Raw genomic sequence first — 23,528 nt, 5'->3', positions numbered from 1 at the left:
TAAGCTCGGCGTGTCACCGCATCAGGCGGTTACAATCACTCTGATGCCTTCCAACGCCAGGGTGGCGTGCCCTATTGCTTCGCGGGCGGCTGCCAACTGGGTTCGGAAATACTCGATTTCCTCATCACGAATCGCCGGGTTCACCGCCTGCAAGGCTTCCAGACGGCGTATTTCCGGGCCGAACATTGCGTCCACCTGCGCCAGTGCTTTTTGTTGCAGCGGTTGCAGGTGCGGCTCAGCCAGGCGCTGGGAGTGGTCCACCATGGTTTCAACCTGGGCACGAATTTGCGGCACAATTGCCTGTGCCGTGCGTCGGCGAATGTTAGAGCACATATCGTTCAGGCGGTCATGGGGCAAGGCTTTTGACAAGTCTTTGCCGGTGACATCCACCAGCAAACGTAGCGGCGACACCGGCAGATAACGAGTCAACTGAAGAGCGTCTGGAGCCGGGCAATGCACCGTGAACAGGGCTTCCATCAGCAGGGTACCGGCCGGCAAAGCTTTCACCGACATGGTTGCCAGCGCGGCTTTACCCAATCCGGAACTGGTCACCGACTCCATAATGCCGGTCACCATCGGGTGCTCCCAGCTCATAAACGCCAGGTCTTCGCGCTCCAGCGCGCGGTCCCGTTCCCAGGTGACGGTTATGCCGTCTTCGGGCAAGCCGTCCACATGCCCGGCCTGGTACTGCTCGCCCGGGCGCAGCACGTCCGAATGTTCGGAATGGTCTTCTACATCCACACCCAGAATGTCGAAGGCTTCCATCATATAATCGCGTACGGCCGCAGCTGATTCTTCGGCTTCAATGGCATCAATCAAACGTTGCGCCGGTTCGTTGCGGCAGGAGTTCAGCTCAATCAGCGCATCGCGGCCATTCTGCAGCAGGGTTTTCAAGCGCGCAGTTTCCGCCGCAGAAGCGCTCACCAGGATTTCCAGAGCGGCTTCGTCGCCCGCCAGCGACTGCTGCCAGGCCTCGGCTACCGACTCCTGCACGGCCACACCCACACTGCAACTTTCTGCAAAGGCGTTCAGGCCACGCTGGAACCATTGGTACTGCACTTCCTGACTGGTGCCTTCCAGATACGGGATATGAATATCAATGGCGCTGGTTTGGCCGATACGGTCCAGGCGGCCAATGCGCTGCTCCAGCAGGTCCGGGTTGGCCGGCAGATCAAACAACACCAAATGATGGGCAAACTGGAAGTTACGGCCTTCGCTGCCGATCTCGGAGCAAATCAGCGCTTGGGCGCCCTGCTCAGAGTCAGCAAAATAAGCTGCGGCGCGGTCGCGCTCGATCAGGTCTAAATGTTCGTGGAACGCAGCGCTGCGAATGCCGGCGCGCAGTTGAAGATAGTGCTCCAGCGCCATAGCCGTGCTGGCGTGGGCACAAATTACCACCACTTTTGCCGGGCGCAGGCCCGCCAGCGTTTTTTGCAACCAGGCTACGCGTGGGTCTTGCGCTAGCCACTGCTCTTCGTCGGGCTCGTTACGTTCGGGAGTCAGGCCGTCAATGCCGCGGGTGAAGCCGCTATAAAGTTCGGGGCACGGCAGTGGCACCGGGTGTGGGAGACGCTCGGGAAAGCCCTGAATAGCAGCGCGCGTGTTACGAAACAACACCCGGCCGGTGCCGTGGCGATCGAGTAAAGCGTCAATAATCGCCTGATGGGGGTCGCTCTCAGCCAACAGCTGGGGCAAGTGCGAACCCAGCCACTGCTCTAGAATTTTCTGGTCGTCGCTTGCGGTGGTGTGTTCGGACTGCAATCGGCGCACCACAGCGTTGACCGCTTCGTACTGGCTTTCCTGTTCGCGGAACGCCTGTAAATCGTGGAACCGCGCAGGATCCAGCAAGCGCAGGCGTGCAAAATGGCTGACCAGCCCCACCTGTTCTGGCGTTGCGGTCAGCAGCAGCAGGCCCTGGCTCGCCGCCGCCAGATTTTCAATTGTTTGATATTCCGCACTAACATGGCTTTCACTCCAGGCCAGGTGGTGCGCTTCATCAACAATCAGCAGGTCCCAGCCGGCCGCTATGGCGTCGTTTCGGGCTTGTTCAGTGGCGGTCAGAAAACTCTGGCTACACAACACCAGCTGCTCACTTTCAAATGGGTTTTCCCGACCTTCTTCGCCGAATATATGGCTCATCAGAGCATCCACGTCGCTCTGCTGTTCTTTGATGGCGTCATAACGGCCTTGATCAACAATGGAGAAACGCAGATTGAAGCGCCGCAGCATTTCAACCAGCCATTGGTGAATCAGCGAGTCTGGCACTACTACCAAGGCCCGCCGGGCGCGGCCCGTATGCAGCTGATAGTGCAGAATCAAACCGGCCTCAATGGTTTTGCCCAGGCCTACTTCGTCGGCCAACAGTACCCGCGGGGCAAAACGCCGGGCCACTTCGCCGGCAATATAAAGCTGATGGGGCAAATGCTGGGTGCGGGCGCCAATCAGGCCCTCGGCCGGCGAGGCCCGCAGACGGTCAAGATGGTTCAACGTGGAAAAACGGAGCCGAAAGGCACCGTTACGGTCAAACTGTCCGGCGAACAGGCGCTGATGGGGGGCCGAAAAGTTCACCGTTCCGCTGAGCTTCACCTCAGAAACCATCTGAATTTTTTCGCCATCATCGGCGTGGTAAACCAGCAAACCGGCCATGTCTTCCACCGCGCGCACGATGTAGCTTCCACCATCGAAGGTTTCGATGGTTTCACCCAGCTGATAAATAATGCGCGACAAGGGCGCGTTGTCGGTGGCGTAAGTACGCTCTTCGTCAGCCGCCGGAAAACCAAGGGTCACCCTGCGTCCGGAAATATCTGTAACTATGCCCAAACCCAGGGCTGTATCGCTGTGGCTAACCCAGCGCTGACCAATGACAAAATCCGACGTTTCCAAGCAACCTCCAAATCCTAATTCTAATCAAAAACGTGCGGAACCTTGTTCACGCACCCATAACGCCGTGGCACCGCACACCGCTGCCGGCACCACAAACAAATTCAATACCGGCACCATGGCCGCCAGCGCTACCGGCAGCCCAAAACCCAAAGCCAACAGACGGCGCTCGGCCAGCATCTGTTTTAACACCGGGAAACGGGTTTTGTGATTATCTGCCGGGTAATCCACGTACTGCAGCGCCATCATCCAACTGTTGAACACGAACCACAGCACCACCGCCACTAGGTTCACCACCGGAATCAGGCCCAAAATGAGCAGACCCAGAGCACGGGGCAGGTAATAGATGATTTTCTGCAATTCGCGCCACAGTGAGCGCGGAATGTCTTTAACAATGCCCGCCCAGCCTTCGTCGCCGCCTATTGGTTGGCCGGTCAGGTGCTGCTCGCAGCGCTCGGCCAAGTAGCCATAAAAGGGTGCACCAATCAGGTTCGCCACAATCACAAAACCGTAAGCCAGCAACAACACAATAACCGCGCCGTAAAGCAACCAGAACAGCCAGTCCAGCGCTTGCAGCCAAGCCCAGTCTGGCAACCAGCCCATAGCCGTCGCAATCAGACCGGAAAATAAGTCACCCAGATAAAAAAACAGCAGGCTGAACAGCAGAATGTTAATCAGCAGGGGGATAATCACAAAAAGGCGAAGCCCGGGTTGCCGAATCAGGCCAAAACCCTCGCCCAGATATCCCAATCCGCGAAAAAAGTTACCATTGAACATGGCGCAAAAACCTTGGTTGCAGTGACATTGACGGGCTGCAAAGCATATCATGTTGCGGTCTTTGCCACAGCTGGAACAAACAATCGATATGCTTTTAACAACCACGAAACAACGGCTTGCACAATTACTCCGCTTACGCGCCCTGTGGAGATTTGCGCTACTGGCGTCTATTGCCGCTATTCTGTTTCTGGCCACGACCGCAGGCCCGCTACCGGTGCCCTCTGCGCAAAGCGACAAGGTCAATCACCTGATCGCCTTTCTGGAGCTCACGCTGTTGATGCGTTTGGGCTGGCCGCAGCTGAAACCGCTCTACTTCATCCCGCTGTTGCTGGGCTTCGGCATGCTGATAGAAATTGTGCAAGCCACCTTGCCCTACCGCGACTTTTCCCTGGCTGACGTGGCCGCTGACGCCGCCGGCATCGCTGCGGGAATGCTGATTTGGCCTTGGCTGCAAAAATTCAACGCGCGATATTGAACGATTTACGAGTCAGTGTAAGCATTCTCTTACAAATCGGTTGTTTTCTTGGCTTTTTATTAGTGGGCAAATACAACATAAAGCAAAATATATTATTATAGATTATTGATTAGTAAATAATTTAAATCGAACGCCCGTGTATTTTATAGCGCTATAATCCGAAGGTATAATCTACCAAACGCTCTGTATTGGTAATATAGCGTTGATCACGGACGATGTATGCACCACGGAGTGGGCCAAGGACCAGCAACACGGCAGTTGCACATTGCGCAGGGATGCGCCGACCTATCATCAAAAGCGGTCTTTTTTATACCAGCCGCAGCACAATCGCACTAACTGCTCTATACTTCGTTGCCAATCTGGCCAGTTTACTTTTCTTTTATGACCCGCAGACAAGACACCGACGATTACCTTTCGCTATTTCTGAACAACACACCGCTGCTAGACGTGCGTGCGCCTGTCGAATTCGACAAGGGCCATCTTCCCGGTGCCATTAACGCACCGCTGATGAACGACGACGAGCGCCACCTTGTTGGAATTTGTTACAAAGAGCAGGGCCAAAGTAAAGCCATTGAGCTGGGCCACCAGCTGGTGCAGGGCGACATCAAGGCTCAGCGCATTGAAGCCTGGAAACACTTTTGCACCCAACATCCAGACGGCTACCTGTACTGTTTCCGCGGCGGCCTGCGCTCACATCTTTCACGCCAGTGGATTGCCCAAGCGGGCATTAACTATCCGCTGGTGGAAGGCGGCTACAAAGCCATGCGCCGGTTCCTGATCGATCAGCTAGAACAGCAGATTGCCAGCGAGACGTTTTACATCCTCAGCGGCCGCACCGGCACTGGCAAAACCCGCGTATTGCACACCCTGCCCAACCCGGTGGATCTCGAAGGCCTGGCCAATCACCGCGGTTCCAGCTTTGGCCGACAGGTAACGCCACAGCCCACGCAAATCAACTTCGAAAATCAGCTTGCGGTTGCCATGCTGCACGCCAGGCATCATCACGGCGGCCCCATTTATCTGGAAGACGAAAGCCGTCTTGTGGGGCATTGCGCGCTGCCCGTCAGCCTGCGGGAGCGCATGGCTGCGGCACCGTTGGCCGTGCTGGACCGGCCAATGGCCGAACGCATTGATATTATTCGCCAAGACTATGTCGAAAATATGCTGGCCGACTACACGAACCTCGATGGCGAAGATGCCGGCTGGCTAAATTTTAGCGACTACCTTTTGAGCGCGCTCGATCGCATTCGTAAGCGCCTGGGCGGTGAACGCCATCAGCAACTTCGCAGCATGATGGAGTCCGCACTGGCGCAACAGGCAGAGAACGGCAACAGCAACGGTCATAACGCCTGGATACACAGCCTGCTAGAGCATTACTACGACCCAATGTACGATTACCAGCTGGCCCGCAAACCGGGCACAGTGATTATGCATGGCGGCCCGGACGCCATCGCACAGTGGGCCAAACAAGCCCACCCGCGTATTTTATAAAACGAGAATTTCACAAGGAGTTAGTAATGGAAGATTTATTTAGCGCCGAAGGCCGCGCCGCAGAACTGGCAGACCAGGCCATCACACTGGTCATGGCCTACGCGCCCAAAGTGGTACTGGCCATCATCACCCTGATTGTGGGCATGTGGCTGGTTAACCGGTTTGTTAACGTTCTGGACTCAAAACTTGGCAAGAAAGACCCCACGCTGAACAAGTTTCTGTGTGGGCTGATCAATGCCATTCTCAAGGTTCTCCTGCTGATTTCTGTTGCCTCTATGATCGGCATTGCGACCACCTCATTCATTGCCGTTATTGGTGCTGCCGGCCTGGCTGTCGGCCTTGCCCTGCAGGGCAGTCTCGGAAATTTTGCTGGTGGTGTGCTGATTCTGATTTTCAAGCCCTTCAAGGTGGGAGATACCATTGAAGCCCAAGGGTTCTTTGGCGCTGTGGATGAGATCAGCATTCTGTATACAATTGTTAATACCTTCGACAATCGCCGCGTTGTAATCCCGAATGGTAGCCTGTCTAACGCTACGCTGGTTAACGTCAGCATCTACGACAAGCGTCGGTGTGACATGACCTTCGGTATCGGTTATGACGATGACATCGACAAAGCCAAAGGAATACTCAAACAGCTGATGGAAGAGGACGAACGCTCACTCAGCGACCCTGCTCCGCGAATTTGTGTGGGCAGTCTCGGCGACAGCTCCGTTAACCTGATGTTCCGGGTGTGGGTCGCGACGGATAACCTCTGGCCTTATTACTGGGACATGCAGGAAAAAGTCAAAAAAGCGTTCGATGCTGCGGATATCACGATTCCCTTCCCCCAGCGCGATGTGCACATGTACAAGGCTGAATAGGGCTGAGCGCAAAAAGCCTACAGCCGAGTTTCGCAATCCCTGAAACCTCGGCTAAGCTCATCAGTAACAGCAGCTGCCGTTACTGATGAGGAGGCCGCCACCATGCCCGCAAACGCTTTAAAACAATACCTCGACAGCGCAGGCGTAGAATACTTGTGCATGCTGCACCCACCCGCATTCAGTGCGCGCCAATTGGCGAGGCACGTTGGTATTGCCGGAGACCGGGTGGTTAAAACCGTGATCATCGAGCTGGATGGCAAAATGGCCATGCTGGTGATGCCCGCCACCTGGCGCGTGCGCTGGCAGCGGCTGTCACAGATTCTCGACACCGATTTTGTTGAGCTGGCCGATGAACAGGCGTTCCAAAACCTGTTCCCTCAATGCGAAGTAGGCGCCATGCCGCCCTTTGGCGAGCTCTACGGTATGAACGTGTATTGCGCCGAAGCGCTAACCCAGCAGCCCGAACTGGCGTTCGCCGCCGGCAGCCACAGCAAATCCATTCACATGAAAACCACCGACTTTCTGGCTCTTGCCCAGCCGATGATTCTGAACCAGGGTTTTAACAAACCCGGTGTTGCCAAACCGGCGTGGCTGGTAAAACGCAAACAACCGGCCGCCTCTGGGTCTGCCCAGGCACTGTAATTTTCCCTATCGTTGCTATAGCGGCATGACCGCATAACAACTCCGCGGCTTGCCTGTTCGTTGCCATCGCGTAAACTGATAACAACAAACAGGAACCCGATATGACTCAAGCATTTGATATTGCGGTTGTCGGTGCCGGCATGGTGGGTGCAGCCCTTGCGACAGGCTTGGGCCGCAACGGTTTTCGCGTGGCGCTGATTGACTTCGCTAACGCTCCCGAATTTGTGCCAGGCAGCACGCCAGATATCCGCGTGTCGGCCCTTAGCGCCGGTAGTGAACGCTACCTGCGAAGCCTACAGGCCTGGGACGCCGTTCTGGCCATGCGCGCCACGCCCTATCGCCGCCTGGCGGTGTGGGACCAGTCCTCGCACCCGCTCACCCGGCTGCTGCCAAAGCCCCTGGCACGGGTGGAATTCAACGCCGACAAGCTGGGCGCCAGCCACCTTGGCCACATCGTAGAAAACAGCGTTACTCAAGCAGCTCTCTGGCAGGCCGCAAGTACCCAGCCGAACATCACTTTAATGCCGGGCGTTGCGGTGACCAATCTCACCCAGAACCACGATCACGCTCGGCTGGACTTGGATAACGCCACCGCTATTGCAGCAACCCTGGTGGTAGGCGCCGACGGAGCCCAATCCCGGGTGCGCGATCTCGCCGGCATTGGTGTCACCCGCAGCCAATACGATCAACAAGCCATGGTGATTTCTGTTCGTTACCGCGGCGCGGTGGAAGACATCACCTGGCAGGGCTTTTTACCCTCTGGCCCGCGGGCCTTTTTGCCCTTGCACACAGCCGGCAAGGAATTTCCCGGCGAAAGCTGGGGCTCGCTGGTGTGGTACGACGCCCCCGCGCGGATTGCACAGCTCAAAGCTATGCCCACCGAACAGCTGATGGCCGAAATTCAACGGGAATTTCCCCAGCCGCTGCCAGAGCTAACGCATATAGACACCCGCGCCAGCTTCCCCATTGCCCGCCAGCACGCCAAACACTATTGCCAGGGCCGTGTGGTCTTGGCCGGCGATGCGGCTCACACCATCAACCCGTTGGCCGGTCAAGGCGTGAACCTGGGCTTTCAAGACGCCCAATGCCTGCAACAGCTATTGACCGTTGCCCGCAACAACGGCACCGACTTGGCCGACTCCGCCTTACTGAGCCAATACGAACACCAGCGCCGACCCGCTAACCGCCGCATGATGCTGGCTATGGATGCCTTCTACCACCTGTTCAGCAACCGAGTTCCTCCGCTGCACCTGTTGCGTAACCTGGGCCTGGGCGCGGCGCAGGCACTGCCTTTCGCCCGCAACCGCGTAGCCCGTTACGCCATGGGTCTGGATTGAACGTCACTTTTTAACCCACTTCCTACCTCATTTTAAACAAGGAGCCTGTTATGTCAGAAACTCTTTTTACCAAGATCATTAACCGGGAAATTCCCGCCGACATCGTGTACGAAGACGACACCACCCTGGCGTTTCGCGACATTAACCCGCAAGCCCCCGTGCACCTGCTGATTATTCCGAAAAAGCACATTGCGACTATTAACGACATCACCGAAGACGATCGGGAGCTGGTGGGCAATCTGTATTACGTGGCCGCCAAGCTGGCCAAAGAAATGGGCTTCGCCGAAGACGGCTACCGAACCGTCATGAACTGCGGCGAAAACTCCGGCCAAACGGTGTTCCACATTCACCTGCATCTGCTGGCCGGTAAACCTATGGGGTGGCCGCCTTACTCCGACAAAATGAAGCAGGCGTAGAGCAAGCACTGTTTGAGCAAATCAAAAGCGGCGCCTGCAACGGGCGCCCCTTTTTGCAGCTGTTCGACGTTCATTTACGGAGCTTTTTTGAACAAAAATGCGAAAGGGTTTTTCATGTTGGGGTTCTCTGGATAGTTGGCAGAAAGCAAAATCACTGCTTACTACTGTTTACTCACATCTTTTGATTTTGAGTTGCTATAGCTTGCTCAGCGTTTACTTTGCTGGGTGCTTGAATTTGTTGCCAAATGCCAAAAATAACGACTAATGAGCAGTCTGAATGAAAAAGCAAGAAAACAGGACGAAATCGAGCTCTGCCGCGCCTTATCGTCTTCCCATTGCGTTGTATATTTTTGCGTTGCTCGGCCTAGTGGTTTCCGCTGGTTACGTCGCTCAAAACACCTACAAACAGGCTACAGAGACTGCAATAGGTCGCTCTGTCGCCCGCGCTGATCTGGCGGCTGAACTGGTTGCAAACAGGCTGCTTTCTAGCAGGTACGGCATGCGGGCTCTCGACGGATTTGTTCACCAGCCAAACACTTTACCTGAGATGCTCTCCGAATCTTTTGCCAGATTATCCTTGTCCGATGGCCAAAGCATCGCCATTCTGGACCAATCTATGAAACTGGTGGCCCGTATCCCAACTGCTCCCGGAGATACGTCCAGCTTGGGAAAGGTCGTCAACCGTCTGGAAATTCGTCGTTTTATTGACAGTGGTTCCAGCAGCTATCAGGCGGTTTTCGAGTCACATATTGATGGTGAGAAAAGGTTTTACGCGTTCAAACGTGTGCTGGGTGCTCCCTACATTATTGCCGTTGGCGAGAAAACCTCAGTAGCATTACAAGGCTGGCAACAGAGCCTTTGGGCTGGAACCAGCGGCATTTTACTGGTTGCGGTTATTGGCCTGTTTTTTCTGAGGCAGTTCTGCCGAAGACTGTCTGTTCAAAATGCATTATTGCGCGAAAACCAGGAGCGCAGGGTTTTGCAACAAAAGGCACAGGCCAATGAGACTCGATTACAGGCCCTTATTAATTCCATTCCGGATTTGATCTTTGTGTTCGATGAGCAAGGAAAGTTTGCCTTTGTTCATGCGCCGGACGAAAGCCAGCTACCAATGCCGGTGGACAGGCTGCTTGGACTACATTACCGCAAAGTGCTGCCGCCAGAGCTTGCCAGCCGATTTGATCAAATTTCAGCGGACATCAAACAATCACGGAAAGTCCGCGATTTTGAATATCAGTTGTTTTCTAAAAGTGAGCCCCGCGACTTTGAAGCTAGAATAAGCTCGCTACAAGGCATGAGTGGCCATTACAGCGGTTTCCTGGCCGTGGTGCGAGATGTCACCGAAAACAAGCTTCATGAAGCTGAACTGCGCATTGCGTCCGCCGCGTTCGAGACCCATCTCGGCATTATGATAACCGATGCAAGCGGCGTGATATTGAGAGCCAATAAAACATTTTCACGCATTACCGGTTATGCCGAGCATGAGATTTTGGGGAAGAACCCGAGCGTCCTTCAATCCGGCCTGCAAGACACTCCGTTTTATCTTCATCTCTGGGCCCGCGTTGAGAAAAACGGCTCGTGGGAAGGTGAAATATGGAATCTCAAAAAAGACGGAGAAGCGTTCGTCGAATGGCTGACGATCACTGCAATTTATGGAAAATCGGGCATCGTCCAGAACTACGTAGGGACCTTTCACGATATCACCAAACGCAAGAAAGCCGAGCGGGAGGCGCATCGATTGGCTTTCTACGATTCGCTGACGGGGCTCGCGAATAGGGCACTTCTTAAGGAGAGAATCTCTGAGGTTTGCAAAGCCAACACTCGACAGAATACCCATGCTGCCCTTTTGTATGTCGATGTTGAGCAGCTGCGTGCGGTTAACGATGCCAGGGGATATGGGTTTGGTGACCTGGTCCTGAAGGCCATTGCTGAGCAGCTCGGTACCATGGTGCGTGAGAGTGATACTCTTGCTCGCATCGGAGGTGACGAATTTGCCATCCTGCTGTCCAATCTTAATTCTTCACAGGACGTTGCCGCGCGCGTGACAGAGGGCGTTGCGAACAAAATCCTTGATGCCTTCAACCGCCCGATTGATGTTCTGCAACAGAAAATACAGGTGAATATCAGTATCGGTATCGCCCTGATTGACGGACGTAACTCTCCTTGCAATCAACAACTTCAGAAAGCTGAGCAAGCCACTCAGCAGGCGAAAGAGCGGGCAAGACTTCGGGGTGAAAAGCGCATCTCATTCTTCGATCCTGAAATACAGGCCCAGGTTGTTCAGCACGTTCTTCTGGAAGAGGAACTGCGGAACGCGTTGGCGGAAGAGCAACTTGTGCTCTATTACCAGCCCCAGATCCGCAACCCGAATCAGCTGGTCGGCTACGAAGTACTCTTGCGCTGGCGTCACCCGAAACGGGGCATAGTATCCCCCGGTGTTTTCATTCCAATAGCCGAACAGAGCCGGCTTATTCTGCCGATCGGCCGGTGGATTATCGAACAGGCCTGTGAAAAGTTGGCGGCGTGGCAATCAGAACCGGCCAGCTCCGGGCTCAGTCTTGCGGTTAATGTCAGCATCGTTCAGTTTCAGAGTGATAACTTCGTAGAACATGTGGGCCGGATTCTTGAAAAAACAGGTGCGCCACCACGCCTGCTGAAACTTGAGGTGACCGAGAGCCTGCTAATGAATGACCCCGAGCGGATCACCGAGATGATGAATCGTCTCCGTTCTATGGGCGTTCGTTTTTCGTTGGACGACTTTGGCACAGGGTATTCTTCGATGAGCTATCTCAACCGATTGCCTCTGGATCAGATCAAGATAGATCAGTCGTTTATAAATGAGGTAACGAACAACCTGGCAAGCTCCGCCATTGTGGAGTCCATAATCGGGCTGGCCAAGGGGCTAAATCTGGAGGTCATTGCCGAAGGGGTAGAAACGGAAGAGCAGAGAAACTGGCTGGCGAATCATGGATGCCAGAATTTTCAGGGCTACTTGTTTGGCCGGCCTGAAGAGATTTGAGTGTTGGGGTTTCGTTTGACCAGCAAAGTCATATCCGTTCGAATTGAGGGAATCTGCGACTTTTTTTGTACAGGCGGAATTTATCCAGGTTTTATCTTTCAGGCGAATGAACCCCACGCGACAATAAACCAGTTGAGCTATTAGGAGTGGCCTATCTAACCGGAAAAACGAACGACTGCGACGGTGAACAGTGCGAAGTCCATTAGTTCATTCCCTGGTTATTTCTAAGCCGCCTGTGCGGCGGTGAACTAGGCGATCAATTCGATGTGACGGGCGTTCATTTTCTAAGCCGCCTGTGCGGCGGTGAACGTTGAGAGAAGATGCGCCCGAAATTTACGACTTTTCTAAGCCGCCTGTGCGGCGGTGAACAAAATGGCATTCACTGCGGCGGGAACAATTGATTTCTAAGCCGCCTGTGCGGCGGTGAACTCACCGGTCAGGTGTAGGTCTTTCAGCTCGTTTTTCTAAGCCGCCTGTGCGGCGGTGAACCGCCGATCCCCGCTTTATTTACAGCTCCTATATTTCTAAGCCGCCTGTGCGGCGGTGAACGGCTATCTGGTCCAGAACGAAGCCGGTGGACTTTTCTAAGCCGCCTGTGCGGCGGTGAACTTTTCCCGATAGTTTCCCGCAGCTGACCGTTGTTTCTAAGCCGCCTGTGCGGCGGTGAACAGATCATCCCGTTTGCCATACCGTGCATATATTTTCTAAGCCGCCTGTGCGGCGGTGAACGACAGACCGATCATCAAACCCCTCTTCGCCTTTTTCTAAGCCGCCTGTGCGGCGGTGAACGTAAAACGTTTCACTTATACAGTATCGATTTCATTTCTAAGCCGCCTGTGCGGCGGTGAACCACTTTTTTCATATTCAGACTGATCGCAGCCATTTCTAAGCCGCCTGTGCGGCGGTGAACCCGGAATCGGACAGTAGCGCTGCCCGGTTGTATTTCTAAGCCGCCTGTGCGGCGGTGAACGGCCGGCGATCTTCCTTACTCAGTTTTCAATTTTTCTAAGCCGCCTGTGCGGCGGTGAACGATAACGACCTGCAGAAAGAACTCGACAGTCTTTTCTAAGCCGCCTGTGCGGCGGTGAACAATCTGCTACCAACGCTGGCCGTGTCGATTGCTTTCTAAGCCGCCTGTGCGGCGGTGAACGACAAAAAAGAGCTGCGGGCCTGTGGCTGCGATTTCTAAGCCGCCTGTGCGGCGGTGAACGGATAGCCCCGCCGTCGATCCAATTGTTACTATTTCTAAGCCGCCTGTGCGGCGGTGAACCCTATTAACGCGCTCCTGCGGGACCAGCCCCTTTTCTAAGCCGCCTGTGCGGCGGTGAACGTTGTGCACCGAACGCCAACGCGCAGGGTAAGTTTCTAAGCCGCCTGTGCGGCGGTGAACCGCTGGCCGCTTAAAGCCGGTGGGCATCCAGTTTTCTAAGCCGCCTGTGCGGCGGTGAACCTCATAAGAGCGGCTTTCAATGTACTCAAGTTTTTCTAAGCCGCCTGTGCGGCGGTGAACGCGTTATTCCGCAAAAAGAACTGCAGGATAGTTTTCTAAGCCGCCTGTGCGGCGGTGAACTGTGGTGGAGTGAGCAGCCTGTTTCCGTTGTTTTTCTAAGCCGCCTGTGCGGCGGTGAACGAAGCCAAGGACAAATCCGCCGAGTACATCAATTTCTAAGCCGCCTGTGCGGCGGTGAACGAGCCGTTTGAGAAACGCCCGCTGGCTAAGTGTTTCTAAGCCGCCTGTGCGGCGGTGAACACCAGCCGGTTGGTTCCCATGTGCATCATCATTTTCTAAGCCGCCTGTGCGGCGGTGAACGGTCACAGCACAATCTGGGCGACTGACACAGCTTTCTAAGCCGCCTGTGCGGCGGTGAACAAAGGCGGGATGCCAGCGGATTGCGCAAAGCATTTCTAAGCCGCCTGTGCGGCGGTGAACATGATGGCTTTATCCGATTCAATGCGGTTCGCTTTCTAAGCCGCCTGTGCGGCGGTGAACCGGCTGGTCCAAGATCTGCACGCTGAGCTGAATTTCTAAGCCGCCTGTGCGGCGGTGAACCAACGACTACGACCGTCCGCTGAACGTGTCTTTTTCTAAGCCGCCTGTGCGGCGGTGAACCATACTGAGCGTGAGGCAGGATCATCGTGTCATTTCTAAGCCGCCTGTGCGGCGGTGAACCGTGGGCAGGAATGTTAAACGCCATGTTTTTATTTCTAAGCCGCCTGTGCGGCGGTGAACAATTTGGTAAATTCTGACATGTCTTTCTCCATTTTCTAAGCCGCCTGTGCGGCGGTGAACTGTTTTATATTGTCATAAAACCTATGTTTTTAAAGAGCTTGCGCCAACTCACCATTAAAAAACATACTTTTGGCGGAAATCATTTTAAATCTTTAATAACAGACAGTTGAATGATGCACAGATTTACAGGGTCGTCATCATCTTAATTTCGTCAAACAATTTCGATACCAGCCGCTCTCGGTCTACGGTATCAATAATCGATCCACGTAATTTCTTATCTGCTTGAGCGATATTCCGTTCCTCGCTACCAATCTCGAACGCGAGTGGAAGTACAAGTTGATCTTTGATTAGATCAGCAATATCGAAAACCAGACCACCGCGCCGGGTTTTGCCATGGAGTATTGGCAGAGCAAATGGAATACCCAACCCATGCAGAACCGCCGCGGAATACCCATACGCCAAATAATTTCCGTGATCGATCAAGCTATTCACAATTTCGCCTTGTGAGCCAGACTTTCTCTCGCCCTCGTCTCTACGAAACTCAACTCCATATTCTCGCGCTAGCAGTGCGTACAATTTTTTTGCCCATATTGCCTCCACAGTGAGTATATGGGTGGCTGATTCGCTCGTTTTCAGCCTGCTCCTGATATCCGCTAGTAATGAGCCAGGCAAGGTGATTCGTCGTTTTTTCCACGCTACCTCTGTCCATTGCAAACGTGTTTCAAGCAGATGCTTTCCGAGTTCAAGCCTTTTGTCATCGCATGACCAAAGCTTGAACCAGCGCTGTGCGTATTCTGTTGGTCGGTATTCGTCTTGCGGCAAAATAAATGTGGCGTCTAACGCGCCTATTAGCGGTGACCCACCCGACCCGCAGAAGCCTACCATTACATTAGATTCCGCCAGCTTGCGCATGGCGGAATTGGTAATGGATGTTCCGGTTCCAAGCAAAAGAAAAAGCGTATTTTTGTCCGGTATATTGAACAGCTTTTCGATGTTTTGCCCGGTATCCGTAAGGTAAACAACTCGCTCGTCTTTCTGAATAACTTTGCAGCGTTCCAGATAAAACACATTTGCGCGTTTGCTCAACGCAACCGCTCGGGGGCGGCCACTATGCGGCAGTGATTTCATGATACCTCTGGCAACCAGTAAGGCGCAGCTCGCGAGGAAAGCCCATACCCATTAAGCTTGCCTGGACTGTCTGACCGATGGTCAGACGTGAATCGCACCACTCCTAAACCGAATCGCAGATCAGGCTGCTTGATTGATCGCACATAGATTACCGGCATTTGCGTTAGCTTGTCTGACACTTCAGCTCGCCACTTAGCATCACTTTTGCGAGGATGGCGGTGCCGGGTGTAAGCGACCCAGCACTCGGGGTTTTCAGGACACGATTTAATGCGCTTCACGGCAATGTGATCTTTCACGCTGCTGTTGCCTTCCAACATGTCTGCCAACTCGTCAAGTTCAGGCCTGTCTTTTGCGTAAAGGCGTATGCGCTCCCCAACTTGCCTGTATTCGCCTGTCTTCATTAATGGCAGTGCCAGTGCTATCTCGGTATCGCTGTTGGCCATAAAATGATGGACCACTTTCACGACCTGGGACGCAACAACAGGCACTAGCGCGCCAGCGACAACTCGGATATCAATGTCCATATACTTTTGCATATCGCGCTCCACCCGTTAATCATCCTTCTTCTTTTTCTCACTGTAAACGCCACCGCGTATCAGTGCAGCGATCATGAACATGCCTTCAGGGGTGTCTGGATCAATCTCGCCAAGGCGGGGTGCTAACACAAATGCAGTGGTGCCACTTTTCTCATTTCGGAAGAACGTCATTTTGTCCAGATTAGCGCCTTCCGGTTCTACGGATATGGGCAGATCGTCGTTCAATTCCGCGGCTGGGTACCATGTGTCAATTGTACGGAGAGCATTACCGATTTTTTGATCGCGCAAAGCGGCAATGCCCATTTTTCGGACATCGTTGAACGCTTGTGCCTTGTCCGTTCCTTTGCCGGCAGCATTCAGGGGTTCCGCGCTTCCAATTTTGTAGAGCGGGCGAGCAAAGCCAGTTGGCTTTTCTTGAACGTAATTTTGTGAGGGGTACACTTCCATCGATGCTTTGAATCCCATATCAACAATCGCGCGTACCTGAAAGGACGTAACCCCTTTTCCTGACAGGCTTTCCGCGATTTTTTCGCCCAAAGCTTGCTCACCATCTGAGTAATCGTTAAAGCTATACAAACTGCTGCTAAAGGCGTCAACGTCTGTCAATGTGAGCACCGGGCTCTCAACCGAGATGGTGATTTTGTCGCTCAGGGTTCGGTTGCGCCACAGCCAACGACCATTAAGAATATTTCGCGCAAATCTTCTGCTAACTTCTTTCAAGCCGTCGCTGTTTTCACACGAAGCAGCAAACTGTTTAACGCCATCTCTGAAGGCAGCGGCGCTTTCGCCAGAGCAAGCGCTTAACGTTTCCCCAAGGGGTAGAAACCGAAACATGAATTCTACGCCGAACGCAGAGCTGGCAACGTCTGTCTTCGCGGATTCGGTGATCTGGATATTCGATACGTTCTTGTCAGCGCCTTTTTTGGATGAGGGTGTGTTTTGGGTGCCACGAATTCCGTGACGAATTACGGGAATGTCGCGCTCTTCACCGCTGCTCATGATGCTGAAAAATCGGCCGTCAGAAATAACACTGGCACGGTTGAAGCTGGCAACAGCTGGCAATTTCTTCAATATAGTGGTCATGAGTTAAACCTCGTAACAATGGTTGGGCTGGGTGATTAAAAATGTGTCGTCGGTAATCCAGGTCGGGGACCAGAATAAATCGTTAAAGTTGATCTTCTTCTTGATGGCTTGTCGGATGCTTTGAAGTTCCACCAAACCAATGAGGGGTTCGCAGAGCGCGTGCAGACAGTTTTCACGACTGCCCTGATTTTCGCTCAATGGTGATACCAGGCCATAGCCTAAAACAGCCGGCGACACCCATCGGTGGCGACTGGTTTCGGCGATCTTGGTCTTGATTTCAGATTCGGATTCAGAATCAAACTCAGATTTGGGGCCTTGGTGTGTACTTTTATCGGGGCGGCCAAGGGCTGCCAGTAAAAGGCGCTCTGTGCGGCCTTTCGTGGAATCCGGTTCGTTTAACGTATGAGTGTCGTCGGTCAGCACAAAGCCACCATGAACTGTCTTTTCGAGCACTGAGGGCGCAATAGGCTTACCTTCTTCAACTGGCGTTGACTGTCCCATAATGCCGGGCATCTCATCGGTTACCACAGGGGCGCCGTAATCTACGATTTGACCGCCAGCCAGCCGGGCTCCGTGCAGTAAGAAAGTCGCCGCATCGCGCTCGATGATGCCATCCGGCGTTTCAGCTTGGTTTGGCGCCAGCTTGAATACGATGCTCCAATGGCCGTTCATGTGCGCGTTTGGTTGCGATGCGTTGCTGCCAAGCGTATTACCGGTGGGTTTCCCTGCTGCGTCGATTCCGTCAAAAAGTGTTGCCCCCTTCATACTCAAGAGCCAGTAATCTTGATCGGTGCTGTATTTGTCCAGGTGCTTATCCGCCAGCAACTCTGCGCTGTGGTGTATCAACATCACTCCTTCAACGATGATGCCTGTGCGCAAGGAAAAAGCCGTGCCCATGAGCGATGCCGCCATGGCCGGCACCAGCGAAATTATCCCACCGGCTGCAAGCGCGTTTGCCCTCGACACTTCAAGATGAGGAAGAATCAGGTATTTAGTCACAGTAGCCCCCAGGTAATGATCGAATGTGCGATGCGCTCGGTGTCTGTGTCATCCAGCCCAAGCGTTAGGTTCTGGCCCTGTTCGTTAATGCCCAAGGAATAATTTTGCAGTGCCTTTGCAAGTGTTCGCGCTTCTTTTTTTAACCAATTTGGCGAGCGAAGTGCCGGGTTCAGCCACGCTTCAAAGCGTGAACCGTCGGTTTTGTCGGTGAATGGCAAAGGTGTAGGTAATTCAGACGCGTGTTGCTCTATTAATTTTCGAGCCCGACCCGCCTGATTGATCCAGGACCCGGCTATTACTTTGAGGTATGGAATTTCGGCTTCGACATTTTTTGCGCCCCAAATTGACGTGCGCTCACCGGTGCCACGCGTTTTTTCCAAAAACGCCTCGTAATGCTGAACTAGAACTTTGGGTATATAAAATCGGACCCCGTTATAAGCAATTCCGAACGCAGCACGCTGCTCTTTGGAGGACTGAGGAAGGTTGTCGAATACCACCGGTCGAGTGAGCACGAACGCTTTACTACCGACGTTATTTGGCTTTGCCCCACCTACAGGCAGCTTTTTGACCATCCCGAATCTCGGCAAATCTTCAAGCTTTTGTAACAACTCGGATTTTTCTTCATTCGTACGCTTTGTGTCTTTGAGTTGCTTGCGGATATCAAATTTCGTGTTGCTGAGTTCGCGGCAGTAATGGCTAATATCGGAGGCCACTTGCAAGCTGGGAAGCGGGGTAACGGATACGAACTCGCCGTTTTCTCTGGGAAGCAGGAGTTGCTTAACCCGAATCGGTAGCGGGTTTGGAACCTGAGCGTCTGGAAGCTCACCCCGGCTCATGGCTTGGTAAAAATCAACTACCTGCTGGCGTTCACGAACCGGCAGCTCCACGGCAGATTTAACCCCTGCAGTATCACCAAGCCAATACCGAAGCACTCCGACAGGTTTTGTCGTGTCCTGCTTGATATAGTCCAGTTCAATGCCTTCGCCAGAACCTGTGCTTAGCCGGTCCGCAAGCAGTGTTCTGCCCGAAAGATGGGGCAGCTTAAGGGCATGGGCTTTACCCAGGCGGGCTCCACCTTCCTTGGCTTTGCTGTTTACCACCTTGAAAGAGTAGTGGAAATACAAGGCTTGCAGATGGCGCATCCACTCGTGCGCAAATTCTGCCGGGTTGTCGGGCTGCGTCAGCTCTATTGGCACGTCTTTGACTTTCGGGGCCTTTGCTGGCGAATTGTCGGTAGCGGTTTTTTGATCGTTGGCAAACAAGGATGCTTGCTGACTGTTGCCCTGTGCATTATCCCGTGACATATCGTTCTTCCAGTCGCTATTTCCATACAGACTACCCTGCGTGGATCATTAGAGATATGCTGTAACGAATCATCTGAAAAAATAGCCTTGGATTATTTATGCTTCAGCTTCCGTTCCAAATAGTGACTTTTGCGGCAAGGCGGCTGTTTTACGCTGGCGAGTTACAGCAAAAAAGTCTGGCCGATGCGTTTTGTCTGGCGCCGGGCGCGGCAAGCAGGCGCATGAGCTTGCTGCGGGAGCAGTTCGCCGACTTTATTGACCACGACAAACCGCGAAAACTGGTTTGCGTGAGGCCAAATGAATTACAGCAAAAATACCCATGCGTGAACGGTAATGCGATTTTAAATGAGCTACGAGAACGGTCTGGTCCATCAAGAAATCAAAATGGATTCCCCATGATTGAAGCGCAGCACCGTGGCGGCGCTGTGTGGAACGATGGCGCTTTCGTGGCGCCCACCTTTGACGAACCCCAAACCGCCTTGCGTGTGCCGGATGAAATAGATTACACATCGTTATTGTTTGCCCTGTGCCGAAGCCAGGCTGTTGGAATCAACTACGTCAAACTGAATGTGGATGATCAGCCACGTGATCGTATCGTCTACCCTATGTATTTGCGTCTGCTTGGCGATCACTTGGCTGTTTCGTGTTACGACTACGACGCTCTGCGCCACTACTCACATGGCTCACCGCCGCCGCTTAAAACCTTTGTTTTGTTCCGTATACTGTTTGTCGAGTCGTTGTACCAGAACGCCGAGTATCGCCGCGTAACGAACGTGATCAATGACCTTACTTATGGCCGCGAGTTGATTCGCCCTTATCGCGTCACATTGAATAGCCAATACAGTGAGAGTCAGCGTTTGGTTATAAGCCGTGAACTCGGCCTTGATCATCTTGGACGTAAATTTATGGACACAGCCACCCTGTTCTTTTTCAAGGCGCGTTTTTGTGGGGCTGTTTCATCGGATAATCAGCAGGGTAGCCCGGGATCGTTGATCTGGCCGCCTGTCGTCGGCGTGGAGTTAACCTGATGTTTGTTACCTTTGTATGCATGAGTGAGAAGAAGTCCATTAGCCGTGTTCGGCGCGTTTTAGACCGCTACGCCATCCGAATCGGCAAGCAAACCTGGAATACGCCGATTACCAAAGAGGCGCTAGACGATGTTTACCGAGTGGTGCGCCAAGGTGCTACGCGGCATACCGCCGTCGCCTGTTACCGGAACAATAGCACTCGGTCAATGGATCTTATCTGGACGGTTGGTCGGCGCGACCAGTTCGGTGCTAACGGCGCTGTTGCGGTCGCGCACAAGCGTAGAGCACCGGCGCCTATTGCCCCTTGGGTTCGCACCGCAGCGCTAGTGGCTCAATGTTCCGGCTTCAATCACGATATTGGCAAGGCCACCTTGCAGTTTCAGAACAAACTCACCACCTCCGCTAAGGGTGGCTCATGTTTTATCCGTGACCGCGTTCGGCATGAATGGGTGTCCCTGGTGGTGTTTGAGCATTGGCGTGACGCTATGGCACATTGGGAGCGTGACGGCCCTAGTGTGACTGAAAGCGCTGATAATCCGCCACGCCTGCATGAATCCTTTCCAGCCGTGCGGCCTGACGCGCAACCGCAGTTATTGAAGGGCTTGCCCGCAAATCCTGTCAGGAATATTCGTAACGCCCTCGATTTTTGCACCCTGACCCATCATGGGTTGTTGGGCGTGGACGCCCGCAATCTAACAGATAAACCGCCCAAAGTTGAGGATACACCCGGCGGGTCAGCGCACGTTCGAACTTCACAGGAGCTTGTGCGCGATCAGCCAGATTCGCTGTATCGCAATGTGCCCGACAATGCCACGTTCAAAGTGGATACCGAGAAACGGTTGTGGTCGCTCACAAAGCGCGTTTTAAAGCGCAATGAGGATTACGGAGATAATCCGCACTATGCCCGCGGCATTGCCCTTATCGCCAGGGCGGCGCTGATTGCTGCTGACCATGAGGTGTCCAGTCAGCGCTATCCGGGAACAGTGGCTAAACGTGATGTAAAAGCCACATTGTATGCCAACACCAAGCCGCTACCGTCTCGCGGCCACGCAAGCCAGCGACGAGCCTTGGATCAACCGTTGGATTGGCATTTGGAAAATGTCGGGCGAATGGCCGGTCGGTGGGTTCACCGAATAGCCACTTTGAACGATGAATTTGAAGGGCTGACCGAAGGGAGTCGTGCGCAACTTCGGGTTTCCTCCGGTATTGACCGGTTTTCCTGGCAAGATCGTGCCGCCGAAACAATGGCGCGGAGCGTAAGTGACGCGCAATTGGGTAACCTTGTATTTAATATGGCTGGCACAGGCTCTGGGAAAACGCTAGCGAACATCAAAATAGCAAATGCTCTCGTACCCGAGAGCGCGCCATTAAGACTATCCATTGCGCTTAATTTGCGATCTTTAACACTACAGACTGCGAGCAGTTTAAAAAGACAATCCGGATTAATGCCGTCAGAGGTGGCCACGGTTATCGGGGATCGGTTTGCAATATCCGCTTATGAGCTGTCGGGGGCAAGTATCGAGGATGGCGAGCGCGGTTCCGATGATTTTCCAGAACTGGAGAGTGACGTAGTGGGTGGCGACGGTGTTGGTTATCCAGAGTGGCTGGATAAGTGGCTGACCTCGACACAGCGAAAGCGCCAGAAACCCGTGAAAAAATTGCTTACGGCGCCGGCGCTTGTATCCACCTCGGATTACCTTGTTGATGCTGGTGATCCTAGCCGGCAAGGCCGGCACGTGATTGCGTTGTTACGGGTAGCCTCAAGCGATCTGATTCTGGATGAGGCCGATCAATACGACTCGAAAGCGCTTATTGCCATGGCTCGGGTTGTGCAGCTATCGGCGCTGTTCAATCGCAACGTGATTGTATCAAGTGCCACACTCTCATTACCGGTGGTCGGAACTCTGACCGCAGCTTATCTTTCCGGTGTGGCTATGAGGGACGCCCTGAAAACTCCACAAACAGAACCGGTAACGACAGCGCCTGTTTGGTTTGTGGATGATTTTTTACCGACGGAGGTACATCAAATGGATGTCGCGGGCCGTGTGGGTGAGCGCTATGGTGCGCGAGTGCAGCGTTTGATGGACGTTGTGACGCGCCGGCCTGCAGCCCGGCTGGGCTATATTCAGTCTGTGCGGCCACCCACCGCTGATATTTACCCGATAATGGCTATGGCAAACGCAGTAACAAGCTCTATTCATCGGTTGCATAAAAGCCATGGATGGAGCGATGAACGTACTGGCAAGCGAGTATCTTTTGGTGTGGTTCGCGTGGCCAACATCAGGCCCTGTGTCGAGTTAGCCGCAGCGTTGTGCGGAAACGGTATATACGTTACGGCTTATCATGCGCAGGATCTCAAAGGACGGCGCTGGATGAAGGAACAACTCTTTGATGACTTGTTTACTCGCTCTGAAAGCGCATCCCAACCCGTTAACCACCCGCACATTCGCGCCATTCTGGATAAAGCGCCAGAGTCTGATATCACCTTTGTGGTTGTGGCCACGCCGGTTGAAGAAGTCGGGCGCGATCACGATTTCGACTGGGCCATAATCGAGCCATCAAGCGCGGCGTCTATCGTGCAAATGGCTGGTCGGGTTAACCGGCATCGGTTACTCACCATAATAGAGCCGAACATTGCGATTCTCGACCGCAACCTGCTCTCGCTGAAAGGCGAGTCGCGATGCTTTTCGCGGCCCGGTAATAACCAGCTTGTCGCCGCCAGTGCGCAACCTATGACGCACCAATTGGCCGGCGCGTGGGGATGGATGGATTCAAAGATGCTGCCTATCACCAGCGCCCTTCAATTCGGTCACCAAGCGCAAAAACCAGAATTAGCTTGCTTAGACGAAAGGGCTTTTACCAAAGAACTCCTACCTGGCCACAATGCCATGACCGCCGATAAACCCGGTTACTACGCATCGTGGATCGCCACGCCCTTCTATAAAGAATACCGCTTGAGGAGTAACTCCCAGCGTATGGATCAGTATCGTTTCATACGCACCGGGCCCGATTCAGCGTGGGAATCCGAGCAGTTGCACGTATCCGCTCATTCCAACAGTACGGAATGGAAGTCGGTCGCTGTCACTATTGCGCCACTTAATTATGATAACGCTGCAACCCACTTATGGGCATCATGGTCGCTGGACGAAATGGATCTAATTCTCAATAATTTAGAAACCGACGAAGCTTTTTTAACCGGCGCATTCGAGTTTTCAGTGCGAGCGACTTCAGGTCATGGCGACCTTATCTTTAATGAAGCTTTTGGAGGCCCATTAGTGATCCGGTAGAGTTAAGACGTCATGCCAAGACACCTGTTCAACGGC

At 53.6% G+C, this 23,528-nt stretch carries 16 protein-coding genes and 1 CRISPR repeat array; of the genes, 9 read left to right on the top strand and 7 right to left on the bottom strand.

The features are described 5' to 3' along the window. Positions 1-21: 21 nt before the first annotated feature. Positions 22-2,883, bottom strand: a complete 2,862-nt coding sequence (rapA, locus tag MIH18_RS14635; RefSeq protein ID WP_249006590.1) for an RNA polymerase-associated protein RapA — start codon at positions 2,881-2,883, stop codon at positions 22-24. 24 nt (positions 2,884-2,907) lie between these two features. Beyond that, positions 2,908-3,657 (bottom strand): sulfate transporter CysZ, encoded by a 750-nt coding sequence (cysZ, locus tag MIH18_RS14630; RefSeq protein WP_249006591.1) that lies wholly within the window; start codon positions 3,655-3,657, stop codon positions 2,908-2,910. Between the two features lie 88 nt (positions 3,658-3,745). Here cysZ and MIH18_RS14625 point away from each other — a divergent pair, with 88 nt between their 5' ends. The 7 genes from MIH18_RS14625 (at position 3,746) to MIH18_RS14595 (ending at position 11,897) form a co-directional block, all read left to right on the top strand. Beyond that, complete coding sequence (locus MIH18_RS14625; RefSeq protein WP_249006592.1) at positions 3,746-4,132, top strand: VanZ family protein; 387 nt, start codon at positions 3,746-3,748, stop codon at positions 4,130-4,132. Between the two features lie 381 nt (positions 4,133-4,513). Further along, positions 4,514-5,623, top strand: a complete 1,110-nt coding sequence (mnmH, locus tag MIH18_RS14620; protein ID WP_249006593.1) for a tRNA 2-selenouridine(34) synthase MnmH — start codon at positions 4,514-4,516, stop codon at positions 5,621-5,623. A 26-nt stretch (positions 5,624-5,649) separates the two neighbouring features. Continuing rightward, positions 5,650-6,483 (top strand): mechanosensitive ion channel domain-containing protein, encoded by an 834-nt coding sequence (locus tag MIH18_RS14615; RefSeq protein ID WP_249012726.1) that lies wholly within the window; start codon positions 5,650-5,652, stop codon positions 6,481-6,483. Between the two features lie 102 nt (positions 6,484-6,585). Further along, on the top strand, positions 6,586-7,125 hold the full coding sequence (locus MIH18_RS14610) for a YbaK/EbsC family protein (protein WP_249006595.1): 540 nt from the start codon (positions 6,586-6,588) through the stop codon (positions 7,123-7,125). 101 nt (positions 7,126-7,226) lie between these two features. Further along, positions 7,227-8,462 carry an FAD-dependent monooxygenase gene (locus MIH18_RS14605; protein ID WP_249006596.1) on the top strand — a complete coding sequence of 412 codons (1,236 nt, stop codon included), beginning with the start codon at positions 7,227-7,229 and terminating at the stop codon, positions 8,460-8,462. A 50-nt stretch (positions 8,463-8,512) separates the two neighbouring features. After that, positions 8,513-8,878, top strand: coding sequence for a histidine triad nucleotide-binding protein (locus MIH18_RS14600; RefSeq protein ID WP_249006597.1), 366 nt, complete (start codon positions 8,513-8,515; stop codon positions 8,876-8,878). Positions 8,879-9,155: 277 nt separating this feature from the next. After that, on the top strand, positions 9,156-11,897 hold the full coding sequence (locus MIH18_RS14595) for an EAL domain-containing protein (RefSeq protein WP_249012725.1): 2,742 nt from the start codon (positions 9,156-9,158) through the stop codon (positions 11,895-11,897). Positions 11,898-12,118: 221 nt separating this feature from the next. Continuing rightward, positions 12,119-14,187: direct repeats of the CRISPR family, unit length 28 nt; unit sequence TTTCTAAGCCGCCTGTGCGGCGGTGAAC. A 123-nt stretch (positions 14,188-14,310) separates the two neighbouring features. Here the strand turns inward: MIH18_RS14595 and cas1f are convergent. The 5 genes from cas1f to MIH18_RS14570 are packed head-to-tail and all read right to left on the bottom strand — an operon-like array spanning position 14,311 to position 19,177. Further along, entirely contained in the window at positions 14,311-15,255 is a 945-nt protein-coding gene (gene cas1f / locus MIH18_RS14590; RefSeq protein ID WP_249012724.1) for a type I-F CRISPR-associated endonuclease Cas1f, read from the bottom strand. Next, positions 15,252-15,791: a type I-F CRISPR-associated endoribonuclease Cas6/Csy4 gene (locus tag MIH18_RS14585; RefSeq protein WP_249012723.1), complete on the bottom strand. Its 540-nt coding sequence runs from the start codon at positions 15,789-15,791 to the stop codon at positions 15,252-15,254. The genes cas1f and MIH18_RS14585 overlap by 4 nt, the downstream gene beginning before the upstream one ends. A 15-nt stretch (positions 15,792-15,806) precedes the next feature. Further along, positions 15,807-16,874 carry a type I-F CRISPR-associated protein Csy3 gene (gene csy3, locus MIH18_RS14580; RefSeq protein ID WP_249006601.1) on the bottom strand — a complete coding sequence of 356 codons (1,068 nt, stop codon included), beginning with the start codon at positions 16,872-16,874 and terminating at the stop codon, positions 15,807-15,809. Positions 16,875-16,877: 3 nt separating this feature from the next. Further along, on the bottom strand, positions 16,878-17,873 hold the full coding sequence (locus MIH18_RS14575; protein WP_249006602.1) for a type I-F CRISPR-associated protein Csy2: 996 nt from the start codon (positions 17,871-17,873) through the stop codon (positions 16,878-16,880). Continuing rightward, on the bottom strand, positions 17,870-19,177 hold the full coding sequence (locus tag MIH18_RS14570) for a hypothetical protein (RefSeq protein WP_249012722.1): 1,308 nt from the start codon (positions 19,175-19,177) through the stop codon (positions 17,870-17,872). Before MIH18_RS14570 ends, MIH18_RS14575 begins: the two co-directional genes overlap by 4 nt. 227 nt (positions 19,178-19,404) lie before the next feature. On the opposite strand from MIH18_RS14570, the gene MIH18_RS14565 reads away from it, so the two are divergent. Together MIH18_RS14565 and cas3f are read left to right on the top strand one after the other, a co-directional pair. Then, positions 19,405-20,205, top strand: coding sequence for a hypothetical protein (locus tag MIH18_RS14565; protein ID WP_249012721.1), 801 nt, complete (start codon positions 19,405-19,407; stop codon positions 20,203-20,205). Continuing rightward, complete coding sequence (gene cas3f / locus MIH18_RS14560) at positions 20,205-23,492, top strand: type I-F CRISPR-associated helicase Cas3f (RefSeq protein WP_249012720.1); 3,288 nt, start codon at positions 20,205-20,207, stop codon at positions 23,490-23,492. The genes MIH18_RS14565 and cas3f overlap by 1 nt, the downstream gene beginning before the upstream one ends. Positions 23,493-23,528: the final 36 nt, after the last annotated feature.

Source organism: Marinobacter sp. M3C, from assembly GCF_023311895.1.
Taxonomy (GTDB): domain Bacteria; phylum Pseudomonadota; class Gammaproteobacteria; order Pseudomonadales; family Oleiphilaceae; genus Marinobacter.
The sequence above is the reverse complement of the archived record's forward strand: the minus strand, read 5'-3'. Positions and strand labels throughout refer to the sequence as shown.